At 70.3% G+C, this 17,881-nt stretch carries 20 protein-coding genes; 13 read left to right on the top strand and 7 right to left on the bottom strand.

From position 1 onward, the window contains the following. Positions 1–584, top strand: a 584-nt coding sequence (locus ABDW35_RS13675; RefSeq protein WP_343714422.1) for a PLP-dependent transferase, incomplete at its 5' end; no start/stop codon positions are given. Positions 585–770: 186 nt separating this feature from the next. On the opposite strand, the gene ABDW35_RS13670 is transcribed toward ABDW35_RS13675, so the two are convergent. Further along, positions 771–1,646, bottom strand: coding sequence for a LysR family transcriptional regulator (locus tag ABDW35_RS13670; RefSeq protein WP_343714421.1), 876 nt, complete (start codon positions 1,644–1,646; stop codon positions 771–773). Between the two features lie 93 nt (positions 1,647–1,739). Here ABDW35_RS13670 and ABDW35_RS13665 point away from each other — a divergent pair, with 93 nt between their 5' ends. Further along, positions 1,740–2,723 carry a quinone oxidoreductase gene (locus tag ABDW35_RS13665; protein WP_343714420.1) on the top strand — a complete coding sequence of 328 codons (984 nt, stop codon included), beginning with the start codon at positions 1,740–1,742 and terminating at the stop codon, positions 2,721–2,723. Between the two features lie 17 nt (positions 2,724–2,740). On the opposite strand, the gene ABDW35_RS13660 is transcribed toward ABDW35_RS13665, so the two are convergent. The 4 genes from ABDW35_RS13660 to maiA all read right to left on the bottom strand — a co-directional run bounded on the left by ABDW35_RS13660 (position 2,741) and on the right by maiA (position 6,192). Beyond that, entirely contained in the window at positions 2,741–3,325 is a 585-nt protein-coding gene (locus ABDW35_RS13660; protein ID WP_343714419.1) for an SOS response-associated peptidase, read from the bottom strand. A 21-nt stretch (positions 3,326–3,346) separates the two neighbouring features. After that, entirely contained in the window at positions 3,347–4,237 is an 891-nt protein-coding gene (locus ABDW35_RS13655; protein WP_343714418.1) for an amidohydrolase family protein, read from the bottom strand. Then, a complete protein-coding gene (locus ABDW35_RS13650) occupies positions 4,224–5,489 on the bottom strand; it encodes an MFS transporter (RefSeq protein ID WP_343714417.1) in 1,266 nt (421 codons plus the stop codon). Before ABDW35_RS13650 ends, ABDW35_RS13655 begins: the two co-directional genes overlap by 14 nt. Before the next feature lie 61 nt (positions 5,490–5,550). Continuing rightward, complete coding sequence (maiA, locus tag ABDW35_RS13645) at positions 5,551–6,192, bottom strand: maleylacetoacetate isomerase (protein ID WP_343714416.1); 642 nt, start codon at positions 6,190–6,192, stop codon at positions 5,551–5,553. Between the two features lie 66 nt (positions 6,193–6,258). Between maiA and ABDW35_RS13640 the strand changes: the two genes are divergently transcribed. From ABDW35_RS13640 to ABDW35_RS13590, 11 genes are all read left to right on the top strand, one after another. Further along, positions 6,259–6,900 (top strand): HAD family phosphatase, encoded by a 642-nt coding sequence (locus ABDW35_RS13640; protein WP_343714415.1) that lies wholly within the window; start codon positions 6,259–6,261, stop codon positions 6,898–6,900. Positions 6,901–7,108: 208 nt separating this feature from the next. After that, positions 7,109–8,059 carry a metalloregulator ArsR/SmtB family transcription factor gene (locus tag ABDW35_RS13635; RefSeq protein ID WP_343714414.1) on the top strand — a complete coding sequence of 317 codons (951 nt, stop codon included), beginning with the start codon at positions 7,109–7,111 and terminating at the stop codon, positions 8,057–8,059. Next, the gene (gene metF / locus ABDW35_RS13630) at positions 8,056–8,964 is read left to right on the top strand and encodes a methylenetetrahydrofolate reductase [NAD(P)H] (RefSeq protein ID WP_343714413.1); all 909 of its coding nucleotides are present in this window, start codon (positions 8,056–8,058) and stop codon (positions 8,962–8,964) included. The genes ABDW35_RS13635 and metF overlap by 4 nt, the downstream gene beginning before the upstream one ends. An 11-nt stretch (positions 8,965–8,975) precedes the next feature. Next, the gene (locus tag ABDW35_RS13625) at positions 8,976–9,695 is read left to right on the top strand and encodes a class I SAM-dependent methyltransferase (protein WP_343714412.1); all 720 of its coding nucleotides are present in this window, start codon (positions 8,976–8,978) and stop codon (positions 9,693–9,695) included. Between the two features lie 179 nt (positions 9,696–9,874). Beyond that, positions 9,875–11,131 carry an ROK family transcriptional regulator gene (locus ABDW35_RS13620; RefSeq protein ID WP_343714411.1) on the top strand — a complete coding sequence of 419 codons (1,257 nt, stop codon included), beginning with the start codon at positions 9,875–9,877 and terminating at the stop codon, positions 11,129–11,131. After that, positions 11,112–12,665, top strand: a complete 1,554-nt coding sequence (locus ABDW35_RS13615) for a sugar ABC transporter ATP-binding protein (RefSeq protein WP_343714410.1) — start codon at positions 11,112–11,114, stop codon at positions 12,663–12,665. The genes ABDW35_RS13620 and ABDW35_RS13615 overlap by 20 nt, the downstream gene beginning before the upstream one ends. A 13-nt stretch (positions 12,666–12,678) precedes the next feature. Beyond that, positions 12,679–13,680, top strand: a complete 1,002-nt coding sequence (locus ABDW35_RS13610; protein ID WP_343714409.1) for a ribose ABC transporter permease — start codon at positions 12,679–12,681, stop codon at positions 13,678–13,680. A 79-nt stretch (positions 13,681–13,759) separates the two neighbouring features. After that, positions 13,760–14,695 (top strand): ABC transporter substrate-binding protein, encoded by a 936-nt coding sequence (locus ABDW35_RS13605; RefSeq protein WP_034831145.1) that lies wholly within the window; start codon positions 13,760–13,762, stop codon positions 14,693–14,695. A gap of 154 nt (positions 14,696–14,849) precedes the next feature. Then, a complete protein-coding gene (locus tag ABDW35_RS13600; protein WP_343714408.1) occupies positions 14,850–15,782 on the top strand; it encodes a DMT family transporter in 933 nt (310 codons plus the stop codon). A 48-nt stretch (positions 15,783–15,830) separates the two neighbouring features. Further along, positions 15,831–16,349, top strand: a complete 519-nt coding sequence (locus ABDW35_RS13595; protein ID WP_343714407.1) for a pentapeptide repeat-containing protein — start codon at positions 15,831–15,833, stop codon at positions 16,347–16,349. A 40-nt stretch (positions 16,350–16,389) separates the two neighbouring features. Further along, entirely contained in the window at positions 16,390–16,932 is a 543-nt protein-coding gene (locus ABDW35_RS13590; RefSeq protein WP_343714406.1) for a hypothetical protein, read from the top strand. Here the strand turns inward: ABDW35_RS13590 and ABDW35_RS13585 are convergent. Further along, the gene (locus ABDW35_RS13585; protein WP_343714405.1) at positions 16,880–17,296 is read right to left on the bottom strand and encodes a pentapeptide repeat-containing protein; all 417 of its coding nucleotides are present in this window, start codon (positions 17,294–17,296) and stop codon (positions 16,880–16,882) included. The genes ABDW35_RS13590 and ABDW35_RS13585 overlap by 53 nt on opposite strands. Continuing rightward, a complete protein-coding gene (locus tag ABDW35_RS13580) occupies positions 17,289–17,786 on the bottom strand; it encodes a GNAT family N-acetyltransferase (protein ID WP_343714404.1) in 498 nt (165 codons plus the stop codon). The genes ABDW35_RS13585 and ABDW35_RS13580 overlap by 8 nt, the downstream gene beginning before the upstream one ends. Positions 17,787–17,881 lie beyond the last annotated feature (95 nt).

The raw sequence follows: 17,881 nt of genomic DNA, 5'->3' as shown, positions 1-17,881 counted from the left end.
AGGGCCTGACCGCCGAGGAGCCGGGCTATCACGGGCTGCGCTTCTTCGAGACCTTCGGTGACCTGGCCTACACCTTCTACGGCCATGCCGTCGGCCTGCGCGACCTCGGCACCAACCAGCAGCCGCTGAACGCCTTCCTGACCCTGCTGGGCATCGAGACGCTGTCGCTGCGGATGGACCGGCACATCGAGAATGCGCAGAAGGTGGCGGACTTCCTGTCGACCCATCCGGCGGTCGAATGGGTGAACTATGCCGGCCTGCCGGGCTCGAAATACCACGATCTCGCGAAGAAGTACCTGCCGCGCGGCGCCGGCGCCGTCTTCACCTTCGGCGTCAAGGGCGGCTTCGACGCCGGCGTGAAGGTGGTGGAGGGTGTCGAGCTGCTAAGCCACCTGGCCAATATCGGCGACGCAAGGTCGCTGATCATCCACCCGGCCTCGACCACCCACCGCCAGCTGACGCCGGAGGGGCTGAAGGCGGCCGGCGCCGGGCCGGAGGTGATCCGTTTGTCGATCGGCCTGGAATCGGTGGGCGACATCATCGCCGACCTCGACCAGGCGCTGCGGGCGGCGACAGGGGCCTGAGCCGGCGAAATCAATCATCGGTCCCTCACCACATTGTCATCCCGGGCGCGGCGCAGCACGAAGTGGTGCGCCGCAGAACCGGGATCTCTTCGAGATTGGCGTCGAGATCCCGTGTCTGCGCAGCGGCACTGCGCGCCGCAGCGCGCACGGGATGACGATCCATTCGCGAAACTCATCGGGATCAGCTTACGGGGCAGATCCCTCCAGCAGCCGGCGCTCGCGGGTGAAGATCGCGGCGATCGCGTCCATCGCCAGCCGCAGCCGCGGCGAGCGGCGCAGGTCCTCATGGATGCCGATCCAGATCTCGCGGCTGCCCACGCCGTCGCGGTCGGCCTCGACGCAGGTCAGGCCCGGATCACCCTCGCCGACGAAGCACGGCAAGGCGGCGATGCCGATGCCGGCGCGGGCGGCCTGGAACAGCGTCGTCATGTCGTTGCTGCGCAGCACCAGCGGCCGCGACCCGGCGAAGCCGAGCAGCCAGCGGTGCTGCGGCAGCTCGCCCGCGGACTCGTCGTCGCCCAGGAACACCCAGTCCTCCGGCCGCCGGCCTTCCAGATAGGACGGCGCGGCGTAGAGGCCGAAGGCCATGGTGCCGACGCGGCGGGCCACGGCGCCGTGCTCGGCCGGCCGCGACAGGCGCAGCACCAGGTCGGCCTCGCGCTGGCCCAGCATCGCCGCCCGCTTCTCGCCGATCAGGGTCAGGACGAGCCCGGGATGGGCGGCCAGGACCGGCCCCAGCCGCGGCGCCAGGAAATGGTTGGCCAGGAAGGGCGGGGCCGAGACCGCGACCGGCCCGGCGACGCCGCTGCCGCCGGCGGCGCGGCGGGCGAAGGCCAGCGCCTCCTCCTCCAGCCGCCCGGCATCGTCGACCAGCCGTTCGCCCTCGGCGGTCAGGCGCCAGCCGCGCGGCAGCCGGTCGAACAGCCGGGTGCCCAGCGCCGCCTCCAGCGCGTCGACCCGGCGGGCGACGGTGGTGTGCTCGACCCCCAGCCGGCGCGAGGCGGCGGAGAGCGACCCGGACCGCGCCAGGGCCAGGAAGTAGCGGACATCACCCCATTCCATCCGTGCAGTCTCGCACGGATCCCGTGCGATCTCCCGGAATTCCGCACGGATCGCGACCGATCCATGCTCGGCCGATCGAACCGAGGAGGTCCCATGCCCAGCACCCACGCCATCCGCATCCATGCCCCCGGCGGGCCGGAGGCGCTGTCGCTCGACACCGTGCCGCTGGCCGAGCCCGGCCCCGGCGAGATCCTGGTCCGGCAGGCCTTCTCCGGGGTCAATTTCGTCGATGTCTATCACCGCACGGGCCTGTACGGTCAGCCGGCCCTGCCCGCCGGGCTGGGCGTCGAGGGCGCCGGCACGGTCGAGCAGGTGGGCTCGGGCGTGGCCGGCCTGCGCGAGGGCGACCGCATCGCCTATGCCGGGCTGCCGACCGGCAGCTATGCCGGGCGCCGGCTTCTGCCGGCCGACCGCGCCATCCGCCTGCCCGACGGCATCGGCCTCGACGTCGCCGCCGCGGTGCTGGTGCGCGGGCTGACCGCCCATATGCTGTTCGAGCGGGTGCGGCCGCTGCGTCCCGGCGACACGGTGCTGATCCAGGCGGCGGCCGGCGGCGTCGGCGTGATCGCGTCGCAATGGGCCAAGCGGCGCGGCGCCACCGTGATCGGCACCGTCGGCGACGCGCGCAAGGCCGAGCTGGCCAAGGCCCATGGCGCCGACCACGTCATCCTGTACCGCGAGACCGACTTCGTCGCCGCGGTGCGCGACCTGACCGGCGGCCGCGGCGCCGACATGGCGATCGACGGCGTCGGCGGCGACACGCTGCTGCGGACCTTCGACGCCATGGCGCCCTACGGGCTGGTCGCCAGCCTCGGCCAGGTCGGCGGCAGCCTGCCGACCATCGATGTCGGCGAGCTGGGACCGGCTCGGTCGATCGCCCTGGCCCGGCCCAGCGTGCTGCGCCACTACCTGCCCGACCCGGCGATCTATCCGCGCGCCGCGGCCGAGGTGCTGGCCGAGGTCGAGGCCGGGCTGCGGCCGCTGATCGGCGCCGTCTACCCGCTGGCCGAGGTGGCCGAGGCCCACCGGGCGCTGGAGGCCGGCCGCACCAGCGGGTCGGTGCTGCTGGAGGTCTGATGCCGCCGGGATGTCCCTCAGCCGACCCGCTCGACAGTCAGGCTTCCCGCCGGCAGCGGCTGCAGCAGGGCCTTGGCCGACACCGAGCCGCCGAGCCAGGCCGCCCAGTCGGCGCGGCGCAGCACGGCGACCTGGCGGTCGTGATAGGGCGCGATGTCCGGGCCGGGGGCGGTGGTCAGCATGGTGAAGGCCTCCCCGAGCTCCGGCACGGCCCGCCACAGGCCGGCGATGCAGAACCAGGGCTCCCCGGCGAGCGTGAAGCGCCACTTGTCCTTGCGCTTCTTCCCGGGCTCCGCCGGATCGGTGAACTCATAGAAGCCGTCGGCGATGATCAGGCAGCGGCCGCTAGGGAACTCCCGGTTGTCGGAGCGGAAGTTGTAGACCGGCCGGCCGCCCGGCCCCGGCCAGCTCCAGCGCCGCTGCACCAGGTCGCCCGCCCCGCCCTCCGCCATGCGGACGATCGGCGCCGTCTCGGTGATCCGGATGCTGTCCCGGGCCTCGAGGTTCGGCGTGCCGTCGGAGGCGCCGAGCAGGATGCCTGCGGCGGCGAAGTCCGCATTGACGGTGGCGACGTCGACCTTCGAGCTGTACTCGTTGCACATCGGCGCCGTCCTCCTCTCCGATCAGCCGAAGCCGTACAGCCGGGCCGGGTTGGCGGCCAGGACCGCGTCGCGCTGCGCCGGGTCGGGCACCCAGTCGGCCAGCAGGTCGAGCAGGTCGCCGACATTCGGCATCTCGCCGGGATGGGCGACATGCGGCCAGTCGCTGCCCCACACCATCCGGTCCGGCGCGGCCTCGACCAAGGCGCGGGCGAAGGGGATGGTGTCGGCATAGAGCGGCCCGGCGGTCGAGACGCGGAAGGCGCCGGACAGCTTGACCCAGCCCCTGCCCCGCCGCAGCAGGCCCAGCAGCGCCTGGAAGCCGGGATGGCCGATCCCGGCCGAGGCCGGCATGTGGCCCATATGGTCGATGACGAAGGGCACCGGCAGCCGCTCCAGCCGCGGCGCCAGCTCCGGCAGCGTGCGGGCGTCGAGCAGGAACTGCAGGTGCCAGCCCAGTTCCCGGCAGCGGTCACCCAGCCGCTCCAGCTGGTCGAAGCCGACGCCGCCGCCGAACAGCACGTTGAGGCGCAGCCCGACCACGCCGGCTTCCTTGAGCCGGGCCAACTCGGCGTCCGGCGCATCGGCATTCACCACGGCGATGCCGCGCAGCCGGCCGCGATTCGCCTCCAGCGTCTCGACCATCAGCCGGTTGTCGGTGCCGTGGACGCTGACCTGGACCAGCACGCCGCGGCTTATGCCGACGGCGTCGAGCATGCCGAGATAGGCGGCGGGCGGCGCCTCTGGCGGGGTGTAGCTGCGGCTGGCGACCAGCGGATAGTCCGGCGGCCCGCCGATGACATGGGCGTGGGTGTCGCAGGCGCCGGCCGGCAGCGCGATCCGGCGCGGCGGCCGCGGCGCCGGATCCGGGCCCTGGCATAGCGGTGCGGTGGGCAGCGGTTCAGCCATCGGCATGCAGGGTCTTCCCCTTGGTCTCGGGCAGGGCCAGGGCGGCGATGAACAGCAGGGCGTAGGCGCCGATGGCAAAGATCGCGATCGCCTGCCCCAGCGACATGCTGGCGCTGAGATAGCCGACCAGCATCGGGAACAGGGCGCCGACGCCACGGCCGAAATTATAGGCGAAGCCCTGGCCGGAGCCGCGCACCCGGGTCGGGAACAGCTCGGTCAGGAAGGCGCCGACGCCGCTGAAATAGCCGGAGCCGAAGAAGCCGAGCGGGAAGCCCAACAGCAGCACCACCTCGTTGCTCAGATTGAGGCTGGTGTAGGCGAACACCATGACGATGGCGCAGGCCGAGAACAGGAAGAACAGCCTTTTCCGCCCGATCCGGTCGGCCAGATAGGCGCCGACGAGATAGCCGGTGAACGACCCGGCGATGACCACGGCGAGATAGCCGCTGCTGCCAATGTCGGACAGGCCCTGGCCCTTGAGGTAGCTCGGCAGCCAGGTGGTGATGGCGTAGTATCCGCCCTGGGCGCCGGTGGTCAGCAGCGAGGTCAGGATGGTGATCTTCAGGACCGGGCCGGAGAAGATCTCCAGCAGCCCGGGCCGGTCGCCGGTCTCGGCGATCCGGCGCTGCGTCTCCGCGAACACCGGCGGCTCGTCGACGAAGCGGCGCAGGAAGAACACCAGGATCGCCGGCAGGATGCCGATGAAGAACAGATAGCGCCAGGCGACGGACGGGTCGAAGGCCAGAAACAGCACGGTCTTGACGATCAGCGCCACCGCCCAGCCGATGGCCCAGCCCGACTGCACGGTGCCGACCGCCTTGCCGCGATGCTCGGCCCGGATCACCTCGCCCATCAGCACGGCGCCGGCCGCCCATTCGCCGCCGAAGCCGAAGCCCATCAGGGCACGGGCGATCAGCAGCTGCTCGAAGTTCTGGGCGAAGCCGCTGAGAAAGGTGAAGACCGAGAACCAGAGGATGGTCAGCTGCAGCGTCCGCACCCGGCCGATGCGGTCGGCCAGCAGGCCGGCGAGCCAGCCGCCGACGGCGGAGCACAGCAGCGTCACCGTGGCGATCTGGCCGGCCTGGGCGTTGGTCAGGCTCCACAGCGCGACAATGGTCGGGATCACGAAGCTGTAGATCTGGACGTCCATCGCGTCCAGTCCCCAGCCGGCGAAACAGGCCCAAAAGGTCCGCCGCTCCGGCGGCGACATCTCCTGGAACCAGGCGGTCGGGCTGGTGTCGGCCGTCTCCGTCGTCATGCTGCCCCCTTGTCATGGCCGCCGCATAGGCGGGGTTCGGCGCGCCCCCGGCCCGCCGGTGTCAGGCCTCGGCGTCGCCCTGGCGCTCCGGCGCCGCCTCGGCGAAGGCCGGCAGGGCCACCGCCCGCTCCTCGATCCCCAGCAGCGTCGGATAGGGGTTGAGGTCGCAGTCGAAGCGCCGGGCGGCGTAGAGCTGCGGGATCAGGCAGCAATCGGCGATGGTCGGCGTCGAGTCGTGGCAGAAGGCGCCGGTCTGCGGCGACCGCGACAGCTGGGTCTCCAGCGCGCTCAAGCCCTCCGCCACCCAGTGGCGATACCACTCCTCGATCTCGGCCTCGTTGTGGCCGAGCGGCGTCCGCAGATAGCGCAGCACGCGCAGATTGTTGATCGGATGGATGTCGCAGGCGATCGCCAATGCGATCGACCGCACCCGGGCGCGGCCTGCCGGATCGGGCGGCAGCAGAGGCGGCGCGGGATGCGTCTCCTCCAGATACTCGATGATCGCCAGCGACTGGGTGATCACCGGCCCCTCGCCCTCCAGCGCCGGCACCAGCTTCTGCGGGTTGAGCGAGCGGTAGGGCTCGATCGCCTGCTCGCCCCGGCGCAGATGGTGGAACACCGAATCGTAGTCGAGCCCCTTCAGCGCCATGGCGATGCGGACGCGATAGGCGGCCGAGGAGCGGAAATAGGTGTGCAGCTTCATGGCTTGGGTCGGCTTTCCCCGCGTGCTACCAGCGATTCCACATAGCCCGAAGCGGAGCCTCTTGCCATGACCTCGTCACGCCCGGACTCGCCACACCATACCTCGGGCCGGCCCACCATCGTCTTCGACATCGGCGCCGTGCTGCTCGAGTGGAACCCGCGGCATCTCTATCGCAAGCTGTTCGCGGACGAGGCGGCAATGGAAACATTCCTGGCCGAAGTCTGCACCCATGACTGGAATCTGTCGATGGATGGCGGCGTTCCGTTCCCGGAGGCAATCGCCGCCAAGGTGGCCGAGTTCCCGCATCACGAGGATCTGATCCGCGCTTTCGACGAGCGCTGGGAGGAGATGGTGCCCCATGTCATCGACGGCACGGTCGAGATCCTGAAGGGGCTGAAGGACCGCGGCGACAAGGTCTATGCCATCACCAACTTCTCGGCCGAGAAGTTCGCCGTGGCCCTGGCGAAGTACCCGTTCCTCGGCTGGTTCGACGGCGTCATCGTCTCCGCCCATGAGAAGCTGCTGAAGCCGGATGCGCGGATCTACCGGCTGCTGGAGAGCCGCTTCGGCCTTGATCTGGCCGACTGCATCTTCATCGACGACAACCCGGACAATGTCGCCGGCGCCCGCGCCGTCGGCATGCGCGCGATCCGCTTCGAGTCGCCGGAGCAGACGCGGCGGGAGCTGACCGAGATGGGGGCGCTGTAAGGCTCCGCGCCGTCTCCCCACCCGTCATTCCCGCGAAAGCGGGAATCTCGATCCGTTCGAGGCGTGACGAGATCCCCGCTTTCGCGGGGATGACGACAACGGGATGGCAGGCCGCCGCACCACAAACACATAAAGACATGTTTATGTCTTGCTGGGAGTTTGCTATCCTGCCCTTGGTGCAGGCTGAGGAGCAGGAGGCCGAAGGATCGTGGAGCGTCTGCTGCAGGGGCTGAAAGCGGCGGCCGAGCCGACACGGCTTCGGATCCTGATGCTGTGCGCCCATGGCGACCTGTCGGTCACCGACCTGACGCAGATCCTGGGCCAGAGCCAGCCGCGCGTGTCGCGCCACCTGAAGCTGCTGGCCGAGGCCGGCCTCTTGGACCGGTTCCGCGAGGGCACCTTCGCCTTCTTCCGCCTGGCCGAGAGCGGCGCGGTGGCCGAGCTGGCGCGCAGCCTGGTCGACCTGATCCCGGATGCCGACGCCACGGTCGGGCTGGACCTGGAGCGGCTGGAGGCGGTGAAGCGCCAGCGCGCCGAGATGGCCGCCGGCTATTTCCGCGACAACGCCTCGCACTGGGACGAGATCCGCACCCTGCACATCGCCGACAGCGCGGTGGAGCAGGCGATCGTCGACCTGCTGCCGCCCGGCGAGATCGGCGACCTGCTGGACCTGGGCACCGGCAGCGGCCGGATGCTGATCCTGCTGGGCGAACGGGTGCGGCGCGCGGTCGGCATCGACCTGTCGCGCGAGATGCTGTCGGTGGCCCGGGCCAATATCGAGCGTGCCGGGCTGCAGCGCCATTGCCAGGTGCGCCAGGGTGACCTGTACCAGTTGCCCCTCGCCGGCGAATCCTTCGACGTGGCGCTGGTGCACCACGTTCTGCACCATCTCGAGGACCCGGCCGCGGCGATCGCGGAGGCGGCGCGGGTGCTGCGCCCCGGCGGCCGGCTGATCGTCGCCGATTTCGCGCCGCACGACGTCGAGAACCTGCGCAGCGAGCACGCCCATCGCTGGCTCGGCTTCCCCGACGACATCTTCGCCCGCTGGCTGCAGCGGGCCGGTTTCGACACCGAACCGCCGGTGCATCTGCCCGGCGCCCCCCTGACCGTCACCATCTGGCCCGCCAGGCGGGCGGCACAACGGAAGGCCGCAGCATGACGACCCTGCCCCATGCGAATGCTTCGGCCGAGGCCGGCCGCCGCGATCCGATCGTCAGCTTCGAGTTCTTCCCGCCGAAGAGCGACGCGGCGGAGGCGACGCTGATGGAGACGGTGACGCGGCTGGCACCGCTGGCGCCGGATTTCGTCTCGGTCACCTACGGCGCCGGCGGGTCGACCCGCGACCGCACCTTCGGCATCGTCACCAAGATCCAGGACGGCAGCGGCCTGCCCACCGCCTCGCACCTGACCTGCGTCGGTGCCTCGCGCGAGGAGATCGACGGCGTCGCCCGCGCCCTGTGGGCGGCCGGCATCCGCCGCATCGTGGCGCTGCGCGGCGACCCGCCCGGCGGCGCGCCCTACCAAGTGCGGCCGGACGGCTATGCCTATGCCGCCGACCTGGTGGCCGGGCTGCGCCGCATCGCCGATTTCGACATCTCGGTCGCGGCCTATCCGGAGGTGCATCCGGCGGCCCCCTCCGCCGATTTCGACCTGGACAACCTGAAGCGCAAGGCCGATGCCGGCGCCGACCGGGCGCTGACCCAGTTCTTCTTCGACACCGAGGCATTCCTGCGGTTCCGCGACCGCGCGGCCGCGGCGGGCATCGGCCTGCCGATCGTGCCCGGCATCCTGCCGATCACCAACTTCGCCCGGACCAAGGAGTTCGCGACCGCCTGCGGCGCCGCCGTCCCGGACTGGCTGGAGATGCTGTTCGAGGGGCTGGACGAGACGCCGGACACGCGCCAGCTGGTCGCAGCGTCGGTCGCGGTCGAGCAGTGCCGCCTGCTGCAGACCCATGGGGTGGAGGAGTTCCACTTCTACACCCTGAACCGGGCCGAGCTGACCCTAGCGATCTGCCGCTTCCTCGGCATCCGCCCCCGCCGCGCCGAGGCCTGCGCCGCCTGAAAGGCCTCGCCATGACGGATGAGACCAAGCCGCTCGCCGACACCGACCGGCCGGAGGCGCTGGCCCAGCGCGTCTATCGCCGGCACACCGGGGCGCTGGCCGGGTTGGGCCTGGCCGACACCTTCGACTACATCTGGCGCAACAATGTCTGGGGCGCCGAGGAATCGCGCTCGGGCCTCGGCTCCGGCCTCGACGGCACCGCCCAACTGCGCGCCGCGATCCCGGCCCTGCTGCGCGAGATCGGCGCCGCCTCGCTGCTCGACCTGCCCTGCGGCGATTTCGGCTGGATGAGCCGGACCCATCTCGAGGGCATCGCCTACACCGGCGCCGACATCGTCGCCGACCTGGTCGCCAAGAACATCGTCCTGTATGGCGAGACCGACCGGCGCCGCTTCCTGCGCCTGGATCTGACCCGCGACGCGCTGCCCAGGGCCGATGTCGTGCTGTGCCGAGACTGCCTGGTGCATCTCTCGGCCGAGAGCATCGCCGCCGCCTTCGCCAATCTCCGCCGCTCCGGCTCGACCTGGCTGCTGACCACCACCTTCCTGGAGCTGCAGGGCAACCGCGTCATCGCCGACGGCGACTGGCGGCCGCTGAACCTGCAGCGTCCGCCCTTCGATCTGCCGGTGCCGCACCGCGTCATCGTCGAAGGCTGCACCGAGGAAGGCGGCGCCTATCGCGACAAGGCGCTGGGCCTGTGGCGGATCGCCGATCTCCCCGCCGTCGCCTGACGAAACCCGCCCGTGGCTTGAGCAGATGCTCGCTTGACGATCCGTTTGTCAGAGACGTCCGAAAGCTCATGTCGGGTTTCGAAGCAAAAACGAGATAAACTGTCCTTGACGCGCGGAGGCTCCTCGGATTAATTCCATCACGTTCAATTAATACCACGCGTCGGGAGGACGATCAGGAATTGCGCCGGTCCGCCATCCGCCGCGGCACGAATTCCCTGCAGCTCCGCCGCTACAATGAGCGGCTGGTGCTGCAGACCCTGCGCCGTGCCGGCGAGGCGTCGAAGGCCGAGCTGGCCCGGCAGGCGGAGCTGACCAACACCGCGATCGGCGGCATCATCGCCCAGCTGGAGGCGGACGGGCTGATCGCCTCGCTGGGCAAGCGGCATGACGGCGGCCGCGGCCAGCCCGCCACCCTGTACCGCCTGGCGCCACAGGGCGCCTTCGGCATCGGCGTCCGGCTGGATCGCCGCAGCATGGAATCGGTGCTGATCGATTTCGGCGGGTCCGTGATCGCCCGCCGCAGCCATGATGGGCTGCTGCCCGCCCCGGCCGAGGCGCTGCGCATCGCCCGGCAGGATGTGGCCGAGCTGCTGGACGTGCTGAGCCCGACCGACCGGCCGAAGCTGGCCGGCATCGGCCTGGCCCAGCCCTACAATCTCGGCGCCTGGCTGCACCAGCTGGACCTGCCGCTGGCCGATTTCGCCGCCTGGGACGTGGCCGACTTCCCGGCGATGCTGGAGGAGGCGACCGGCCTGCCGGTCTTCGGCGAGAATGACGGCACCGCCGCCGCCGTGGCCGAGCTGTTCTACGGCATCGGCCGCAGCATCGACGACTTCCTGTACCTGTTCATCGGCCCGGCCATCGGCGGCGGCGTGGTGCTGGGCGGCGACTGCCTGCGCGGCCCGACCGGCAATGCCGGCGATGTGGCGATGCTGCCGGTCGGACCCGGGCGCCTGGCCTCGGCCCCCGCCCCCGCCGACGGCCGCGACATCCTGCTGACCCGGGCCTCGCTGAACGCGCTGTCGCGCCATCTCGCCTTCCACGGCCTGCCCGGCGGCAGCCGCGCCGACCTCACGGCCGCGATCGCTGGCGGGCAGCCGCCGGTGGCGGAATGGATCGGCGACTGCGTCGACGCCATGACCGACGCGATCTGGTCGGCATCGGCGCTGCTGGAGATCCGCAGCGTGATCATCGATGCCGATATCGACGACGGGCTGATCGACGCCCTGATCGGCCGGCTGCAGTCGCGGCTGGCCGCCACCGTGCCGGAGGCCGGCCAGCCGCCGCGCCTGCTGCACGGCACCTTCGGCTGCGATGCCGGCGCCATCGGCGCCGCCAGCCTGCCGATGTTCTTCAGCTTCTCGCCGCGGGCCTCGATCCTGACCCGCAGCGCCGATGAGAGAGGATGGCGCGACCATGCTGCAGCCGCAGACTAGCCCCACGCCGATCCTGGAGATGCACGGCATCTCCAAGACCTTCCCGGGGGTGAAGGCGCTGACCCGGGTCGACCTGACCGTCTATCCGGGCGAGATCCACGCCTTGATGGGCGAGAACGGGGCCGGCAAGTCGACCCTGATGAAGGTGCTGTCCGGCGCCTACCAGGCCGATGCCGGCGGCACCATCCGCCTCGATGGCAAGGATGTGACGATCAACGGCCCGCTCGCCGCCAAGCAGCTGGGCATCGCCGTGATCTACCAGGAGCTCAGCCTGTCGCCCAATCTGAGCGTGGCGGAGAACATCTATCTCGGCCGCGAGCCGAAATCCGGACCCTTCGTCGATCGCGCGGCGATGCAGGCCGGCTGCGAGGACGTGCTGAAGCGGCTGGGCGCGACCTTCCGCCCGACGACGCTGGTCGGCACCCTGTCGATCGCCGAGCGCCAGCTCGTCGAGATCGCCCGCGCCATCCACGCCCGGGCCCGCATCCTGGTGATGGACGAGCCGACCACCGCCCTGTCGGCGCGCGAGACCGACCGGCTGTTCGAGCTGATCCGCCGGCTGAAGGCCGAGGGGCTGGCGATCATCTATATCAGCCACCGCATGTCCGAGATCTACGAGCTGTCCGACCGTGTCTCGGTGCTGCGCGACGGCAGCTATGTCGGCACGCTGGACCGCGACGGCCTGTCGGCCGAGGCGCTGGTCAAGATGATGGTCGGGCGCGACATCTCCGGCTTCTACAAGAAGGACCACGACGCGCATCAGAGCCGCGGCCGGGTGATCTTCGCGGTGCGCGACATCGCCGACGGGCACCGGGTGCGCGGCTGCAGCTTCGAGCTGCATGAGGGCGAGGTGCTGGGCATCGCCGGCCTTGTCGGCTCCGGCCGCACCGAGCTGGCGCGGCTGATCTTCGGCGCCGAGGCGAAGACCTCCGGCGAGGTCAGCCTCGACGGCAAGCCCCTGCAGATCCACGGGCCGGGCGACGCCATCGCCGCCGGCATCGCCTATCTGACCGAGGACCGCAAGGGCCAGGGCCTGTTCCTCGACATGTCGGTGCAGGACAACATCAACCTCGTGGTCTGCGGCACCGATGCCGGGCCCGGCGGCGTGCTCGACCGCGGCCGGGCCAAGGTCCGGGCCCGCGACGCCATCGCCGCGCTGAAGATCCGGGTGGCCAACCCGGAGGTCACGGTCGGCGCGCTGTCCGGCGGCAACCAGCAGAAGGTTCTGCTGTCGCGCCTGCTGGAAACCAAGCCGCGCATCCTGATCCTCGACGAGCCGACGCGCGGCGTCGACATCGGCGCCAAGTCGGAGATCTACCGCATCATCGACGGGCTGGCGAAGGCCGGGATCGGCGTCATCGTCATCTCCTCGGAGCTGCCGGAGGTGATCGGCATCGCCGACCGCGCCCTGGTGATGCGCGAGGGCCGGATCGAGGGCGAGGCCGGCGGCGCGTCCGGTCGCCCCCTGACCCAGGAGGCGATCATGGCCCTCGCCACCGGCATCACCGACCCCGCCGCCGCCACTGTCCAGTAAGGGATCGTCACCCATGGCCGACAACGCCGCCACCTCCGCCGTCAACCGCGACGCCGAACGCCGGCTGATGATCCAGGGCCTGATCCGGACCGTCGGCATGCTGCCGGTGCTGATCCTGCTCTGCATCGCCTTCTACTTCATGAGCGAGGGTGGACGCTTCGCCTCCTGGCAGAACGTCTCGATCGTGATGCAGCAGGCGGCGATCAACACCGTGCTGGCCGCCGGCATGACCTTCGTCATCCTGACCGGCGGCATCGACCTCTCGGTCGGCTCGATCCTGGCGGCCTCCGCCATGGTCGCGGTGATCGGGTCGCTGATCCCGGATCTAGGCCTGATCGGCATCCTGTTCGGCCTGGTCGCCGGCCTGATCTTCGGCCTGGCCAACGGCGTGCTGATCGCCTTCCTGCGGCTGCCGCCCTTCATCGTCACCCTCGGCTCGCTGACCGCGGTGCGGGGCATCGCCCGCCTGCTGGGCGGCGACACCACGGTGTTCAACCCGTCCCTGTCCTTCGACTTCATCGGCAACGGCACGGTGCTGGGCGTGCCCTGGCTGGTGATCATCGCCTTCCTGGTGATCGTGATCTCCTGGCTGGTGCTGCGGCGGACGGTGCTGGGCGTGCACATCTACTCGGTCGGCGGCAACCCGGACGCGGCGCGGCTGTCGGGCATCAAGGTCTGGCGGGTGCTGCTGTTCGTCTACGGCGCCTCCGGCCTGCTCGCCGGCCTCGGCGGGGTGATGTCAGCCGCCCGTCTCTACGCCGCCAACGGCACGCAGCTCGGCGTCAGCTACGAGCTGGACGCCATCGCCGCGGTGATCCTGGGCGGCACCTCCTTCGTCGGCGGCATCGGCTCGATCTGGGGCACGCTGGTGGGCGCGCTGATCATCGCCGTGCTGTCGAACGGGCTGATCCTGGTCGGGGTGCCCGACGTCTGGCAATACATCATCAAGGGCCTGATCATCATCGGCGCCGTCGCGCTCGACCGGCTGCGGCTGCAGGGATCGGCCCGCACCTGAGTTTCCGACCGTCCGGAAAAGCCGGCGGGACCTCTGGTCGCCCCGCCGGCTCCATCGCACAGACCAGGGGAGGAACCACGTGCTGAAACATGTCCTGCTCGCCGGCGTCGCGCTGGCACTTTCGGTCGGCGCCGCCGGTGTCGCCGAGGCGAAGGATCTCAAGAAGATCGGCGTCTCGCTCGGCTCCATGGGCAATCCGTTCTTCGTCGCCCTGGCCAAGGGCGCGGAGTTCGAGGCGAAGAAGACCAACCCGAATGTCGAGGTCCAGGCCGTCGGCTACGACTACGACCTGGGCAAGCAGTTCACCCAGATCGACAACTTCATCGCCGCCGGCGTGGACATGATCCTGCTGAACCCGGGCGACCCGAAGGCGATCGGCCCGGCGATCAAGAAGGCGCAGGCCGCCGGCATCATCGTCGTCGCGGTCGACACCGCGGCCGAGGGCGCCGATGCGACGGTGACCACCGACAACGTCCAGGCCGGCGAGATCGCCTGCAAGTACATCGCCGACAAGCTGGGCAACAAGGGCAACGTCGTCATCGTCAACGGCCCGCAGGTCTCGGCCGTGGTCGACCGGGTCAAGGGCTGCCACAACGTCTGGGACAAGCTGCCGGACCTGAAGATCCTGTCCGCCGACCAGGACGCGAAGGGCTCGCGCGACGGCGGCCTGGCGGTGATGCAGAGCCTGCTGACCCGGTTCGAGAAGATCGACGGCGTGTTTGCCATCAACGACCCGACCGCGATCGGCGCCGACCTGGCGGCCAAGCAGACCGGCCGTAGCGGCATCGTCATCACCTCGGTCGACGGCGCACCGGACATCGTCGCGGCGCTGAAGGGCAACACCCTGGTCGAGGCCTCCTCGGCCCAGGACCCGTTCTTCATGGCCCGCAAGGCGGTGCAGGAGGGCGTCGGCCTGCTCAACGGCCAGAAGCCGGCCCAGGACCCCACCCTGATTCCTTCGACGCTCGTCACCCGCGACAACGTCAAGGACTACAAGGGCTGGACCGGAGAGTAAGCCCGACCGCCCGGGCCGGGTCTGCGGATCCGGCTCGGGCGTCCTGCCCGCCGCTGCCGCGCATGGCAGACCCGGCGCGATCGGCCATGGCCCCGCCGATTCGCCCGGCGTAAGTCTCTGGGGAACGATCGAGCCGCGACGGGCCCCGTTTCCGATGACGATCTCCCAGGCCGAACCGAAAGGGTCCGCGGGCGAAGCGGCCCCGGCCTCCATTCTGCCCGCCATCGGCTACAAGCTGGCCTCGGCCGCGCTGTTCACCTGCATGTCGGCGCTGATCAAGCAGCTGGGCGACCAGTATCCGGTCGGCCAGATCGTCTTCGTCCGCAGCTTCTTCGCCATGATCCCGGTGCTGTGGCTGGTGTACCGCCTGGGTGGCTGGAAGGTGCTGCGCACCGAGCGGCTGGGCGGGCATCTGCGACGTTCCGGCTCCGGCCTGGTCTCGATGTTCTGCGGCTTCACCGCGCTGAGCCTGCTGCCGCTGGCGACTGCGACGGCGCTGGGCTACGCCGCGCCGATGTTCATCACCATCCTGGCCATCCCGCTGCTGGGCGAGACGGTGCGGGTCTATCGCTGGAGCGCGGTGGTGATCGGCTTCGTCGGCGTGCTGCTGGTGGTGCATCCGAGCCCCGCCACCGGCGTCTCGCTCGGCGCCCTGGTGGCGCTGGCCGGCGCCCTGGCCACGGCCTTCGCCATGGTCTCGATCCGCAAGATGGCGGACACCGAATCCAACGTCACCATCGTCTTCTACTTCACCCTGTCCGGCGCCGTGGTCGGGGCCGCCACCCTGCCCTTCGTCGGCGTCTGGCCGGACCTGATCGACATCCCGATCCTGGTCGCGGTCGGCGTGCTGGGCGGCGTGGCCCAGATCCTGATGACCAAGGCCTACCAGCTGGCCCCGGCCTCGGTGATCGCGCCCTTCGACTATGCCTCGCTGATCTTCGCGCTCGGCCTCGGCTTCCTGGCCTGGGGCGAGTTCCCGACCCCGATCGAGCTGCTGGGCACGGCCGTCATCGTCGGCTCCAGCCTGTTCATCGCCTTCCGCGAGCGGCAGCGCCGGATCGTCCGCCCGGTCGGCAAATCCATGTGACTTCGGCGCGCTTGCGCTGAGTCCTGGGAATCTGTGACTGTCCGGCCCATGTCGGTCGCATTCTTCGGCACCCGAGTCGCCCGGGCCCTCGCTGTCTCCATCGCCCTGCTGCTCGGCCCGGCCGCGGCCTGGGCCGGCTGCACCGACGCCGCCGCGCCGGGGGTGAACTGGCGGCGCTGCCTGTTCGACGAGCGGCCGCTGCCCCGTGTCGACCTGACCGGCGCCCAGCTGCGCGAGGTCAGCCTGACCCGCGCCGTGCTGGACGGGGCGATCTTCACCAACGCCGAGGCCTATGGCGCCAAGTTCATCAACGCCAGCCTGAAAGGCGCCAAGATGGACTCGGCGCGGCTCGGCAATTCCGACTTCACCCAGGCCGACCTGAGCGGCGCCGATCTGAGCAAAAGCGATCTGCGCAACGCCCGCTTCGTCGGCGCGAAGCTGCGCGGCGCCAACCTGACCGGGGCCGAGCTGCGCGGCACCGTGTTCCGCGATGCCGACCTGTCCGGCGCCACCTGGACCGACGGCGCCAAGATCTGTGCCGAAGGCTCGACCGGGCTGTGCGAATAGCGCCGCTGCCGCGGCATCCGAAGAGCGAACAGAGCACCCGATGACCAGCACCGACCGCACCCGCACCCCGCGTGGCTTCGCCCTCCCCCTTGACCGCGTCATCGGGGTGATCCAGATCGTCGGCGGCATCGTCGGCCTGACCGAGATCGGCGAGCGGATCTATCGCGACGGCACGGCGATCATCGCCGCGACGCAGTGGCTGGTCATGCTGGGCGCCGCCCTGCTGATGGTGCTGTGCATCGTCGCCGGCGCCCTGCTGTGGAAGCGCCGCGGCCTCGGCTATGCCCTGTCGCTGCTGGTCCAGGCCATCCAGATCCCGATCGTCTATGCCGGCGGCATCGCCTACCATTTCCACATGATCGCGCGGCTGCCCGTGACCGTGGTCGCCGATGGCGGGGCGATGTCGATCACGCCCGCCTACGGCATCGGGCTGGACCCGTTCCAAGGGGCGCTGTCGCTCGGCGTCTATCTTGGCACCGGCCTGGCCGGGACGATCGTCGCGATCAACCTAGTGCCGGTCGCCCTCTGCATCATCCTGGAGTTTTTCCGGGAGCGGAGCCGGTCAGAAGCTCACCGAGGCTGACGATCTCTGCACCATAAAACGTCGCACCGGCGGCGACGGTCCCCTCGATCCTGGCGCCGTCGACCTTCGTCCCGCAAAGCAAGGCCTTACGAAAGGACGCACCGCGCAGATCCGCGTCGCGAAAATCGGACAGCTTGAGGTTCGAACCGTCGAACACCGCACCCCGCAGATCTGCTCCACGGAAATCGGCACCCCACAACCAGCATCCCTGCAGGTTCGATCCCGACAGGTCGACGCCGCAAAGCATCGTCTCATCGGGTAGCTCGGTTCCAGCGAACCGGCGTTCGCCCGCCTGGTATCGCAGGATCAATTCCTCGGCCGAGACTGGCGGCCGGTACCCGGACGGCGCCGCCTGCTCAGCCATCGTTCCCAGGCGTCCCCTTCGCCAGCGCCGCCAGCGCGTCGCCGGTGAGGCGGTAGCCGGTCCAGTCCGACTTGTGGTCGAAGCCCAGCTTCTCATACACCTCCCGCGCCGGATTCCAGGTCAGGACCGAGAGGTCCAGCCGCCTGCCGCCGCGCTCGACCACCAGCTGCGCAATCCGGGTCACCAGCGCCCGGCCGACGCCGAGGCCGCGGGCGGCGTCGCGGACATACAGGTCCTCGAGATAGATCCCCTCCCGCCCCTCCCAGGTCGAATAGCTGGAGAAGAACAGGGCGAAGCCCAGCACCTGGCCGTCGCGCTCGGCCATCAGCGCCTCGAATTTCGGGTGTGGCCCCCAGCCGTCGCGCAGCAGGTCGGCCTCGGTCGCCAGCACCGCGTCCGGCTCCTTCTCGAACACCGCCAGCTCGGTGATCATCGCCAGGATCTCCCTGGCGTCGCGGGGCTCGGCGGGGCGGATGACGAGGTCGGTCATGGCGGGCTCTCACATAGGGTCGCGGCGATCCTCGACATGCGCCGCGACTGCGTCAACCGGACGCCGAAGGTTCCGGCGCAGCCCGGGCATGCTAT

This window comes from Inquilinus sp., assembly GCF_039594555.1.
Taxonomy (GTDB): domain Bacteria; phylum Pseudomonadota; class Alphaproteobacteria; order DSM-16000; family Inquilinaceae; genus Inquilinus.
This window is presented reverse-complemented; position numbering and strand designations above follow the sequence as displayed.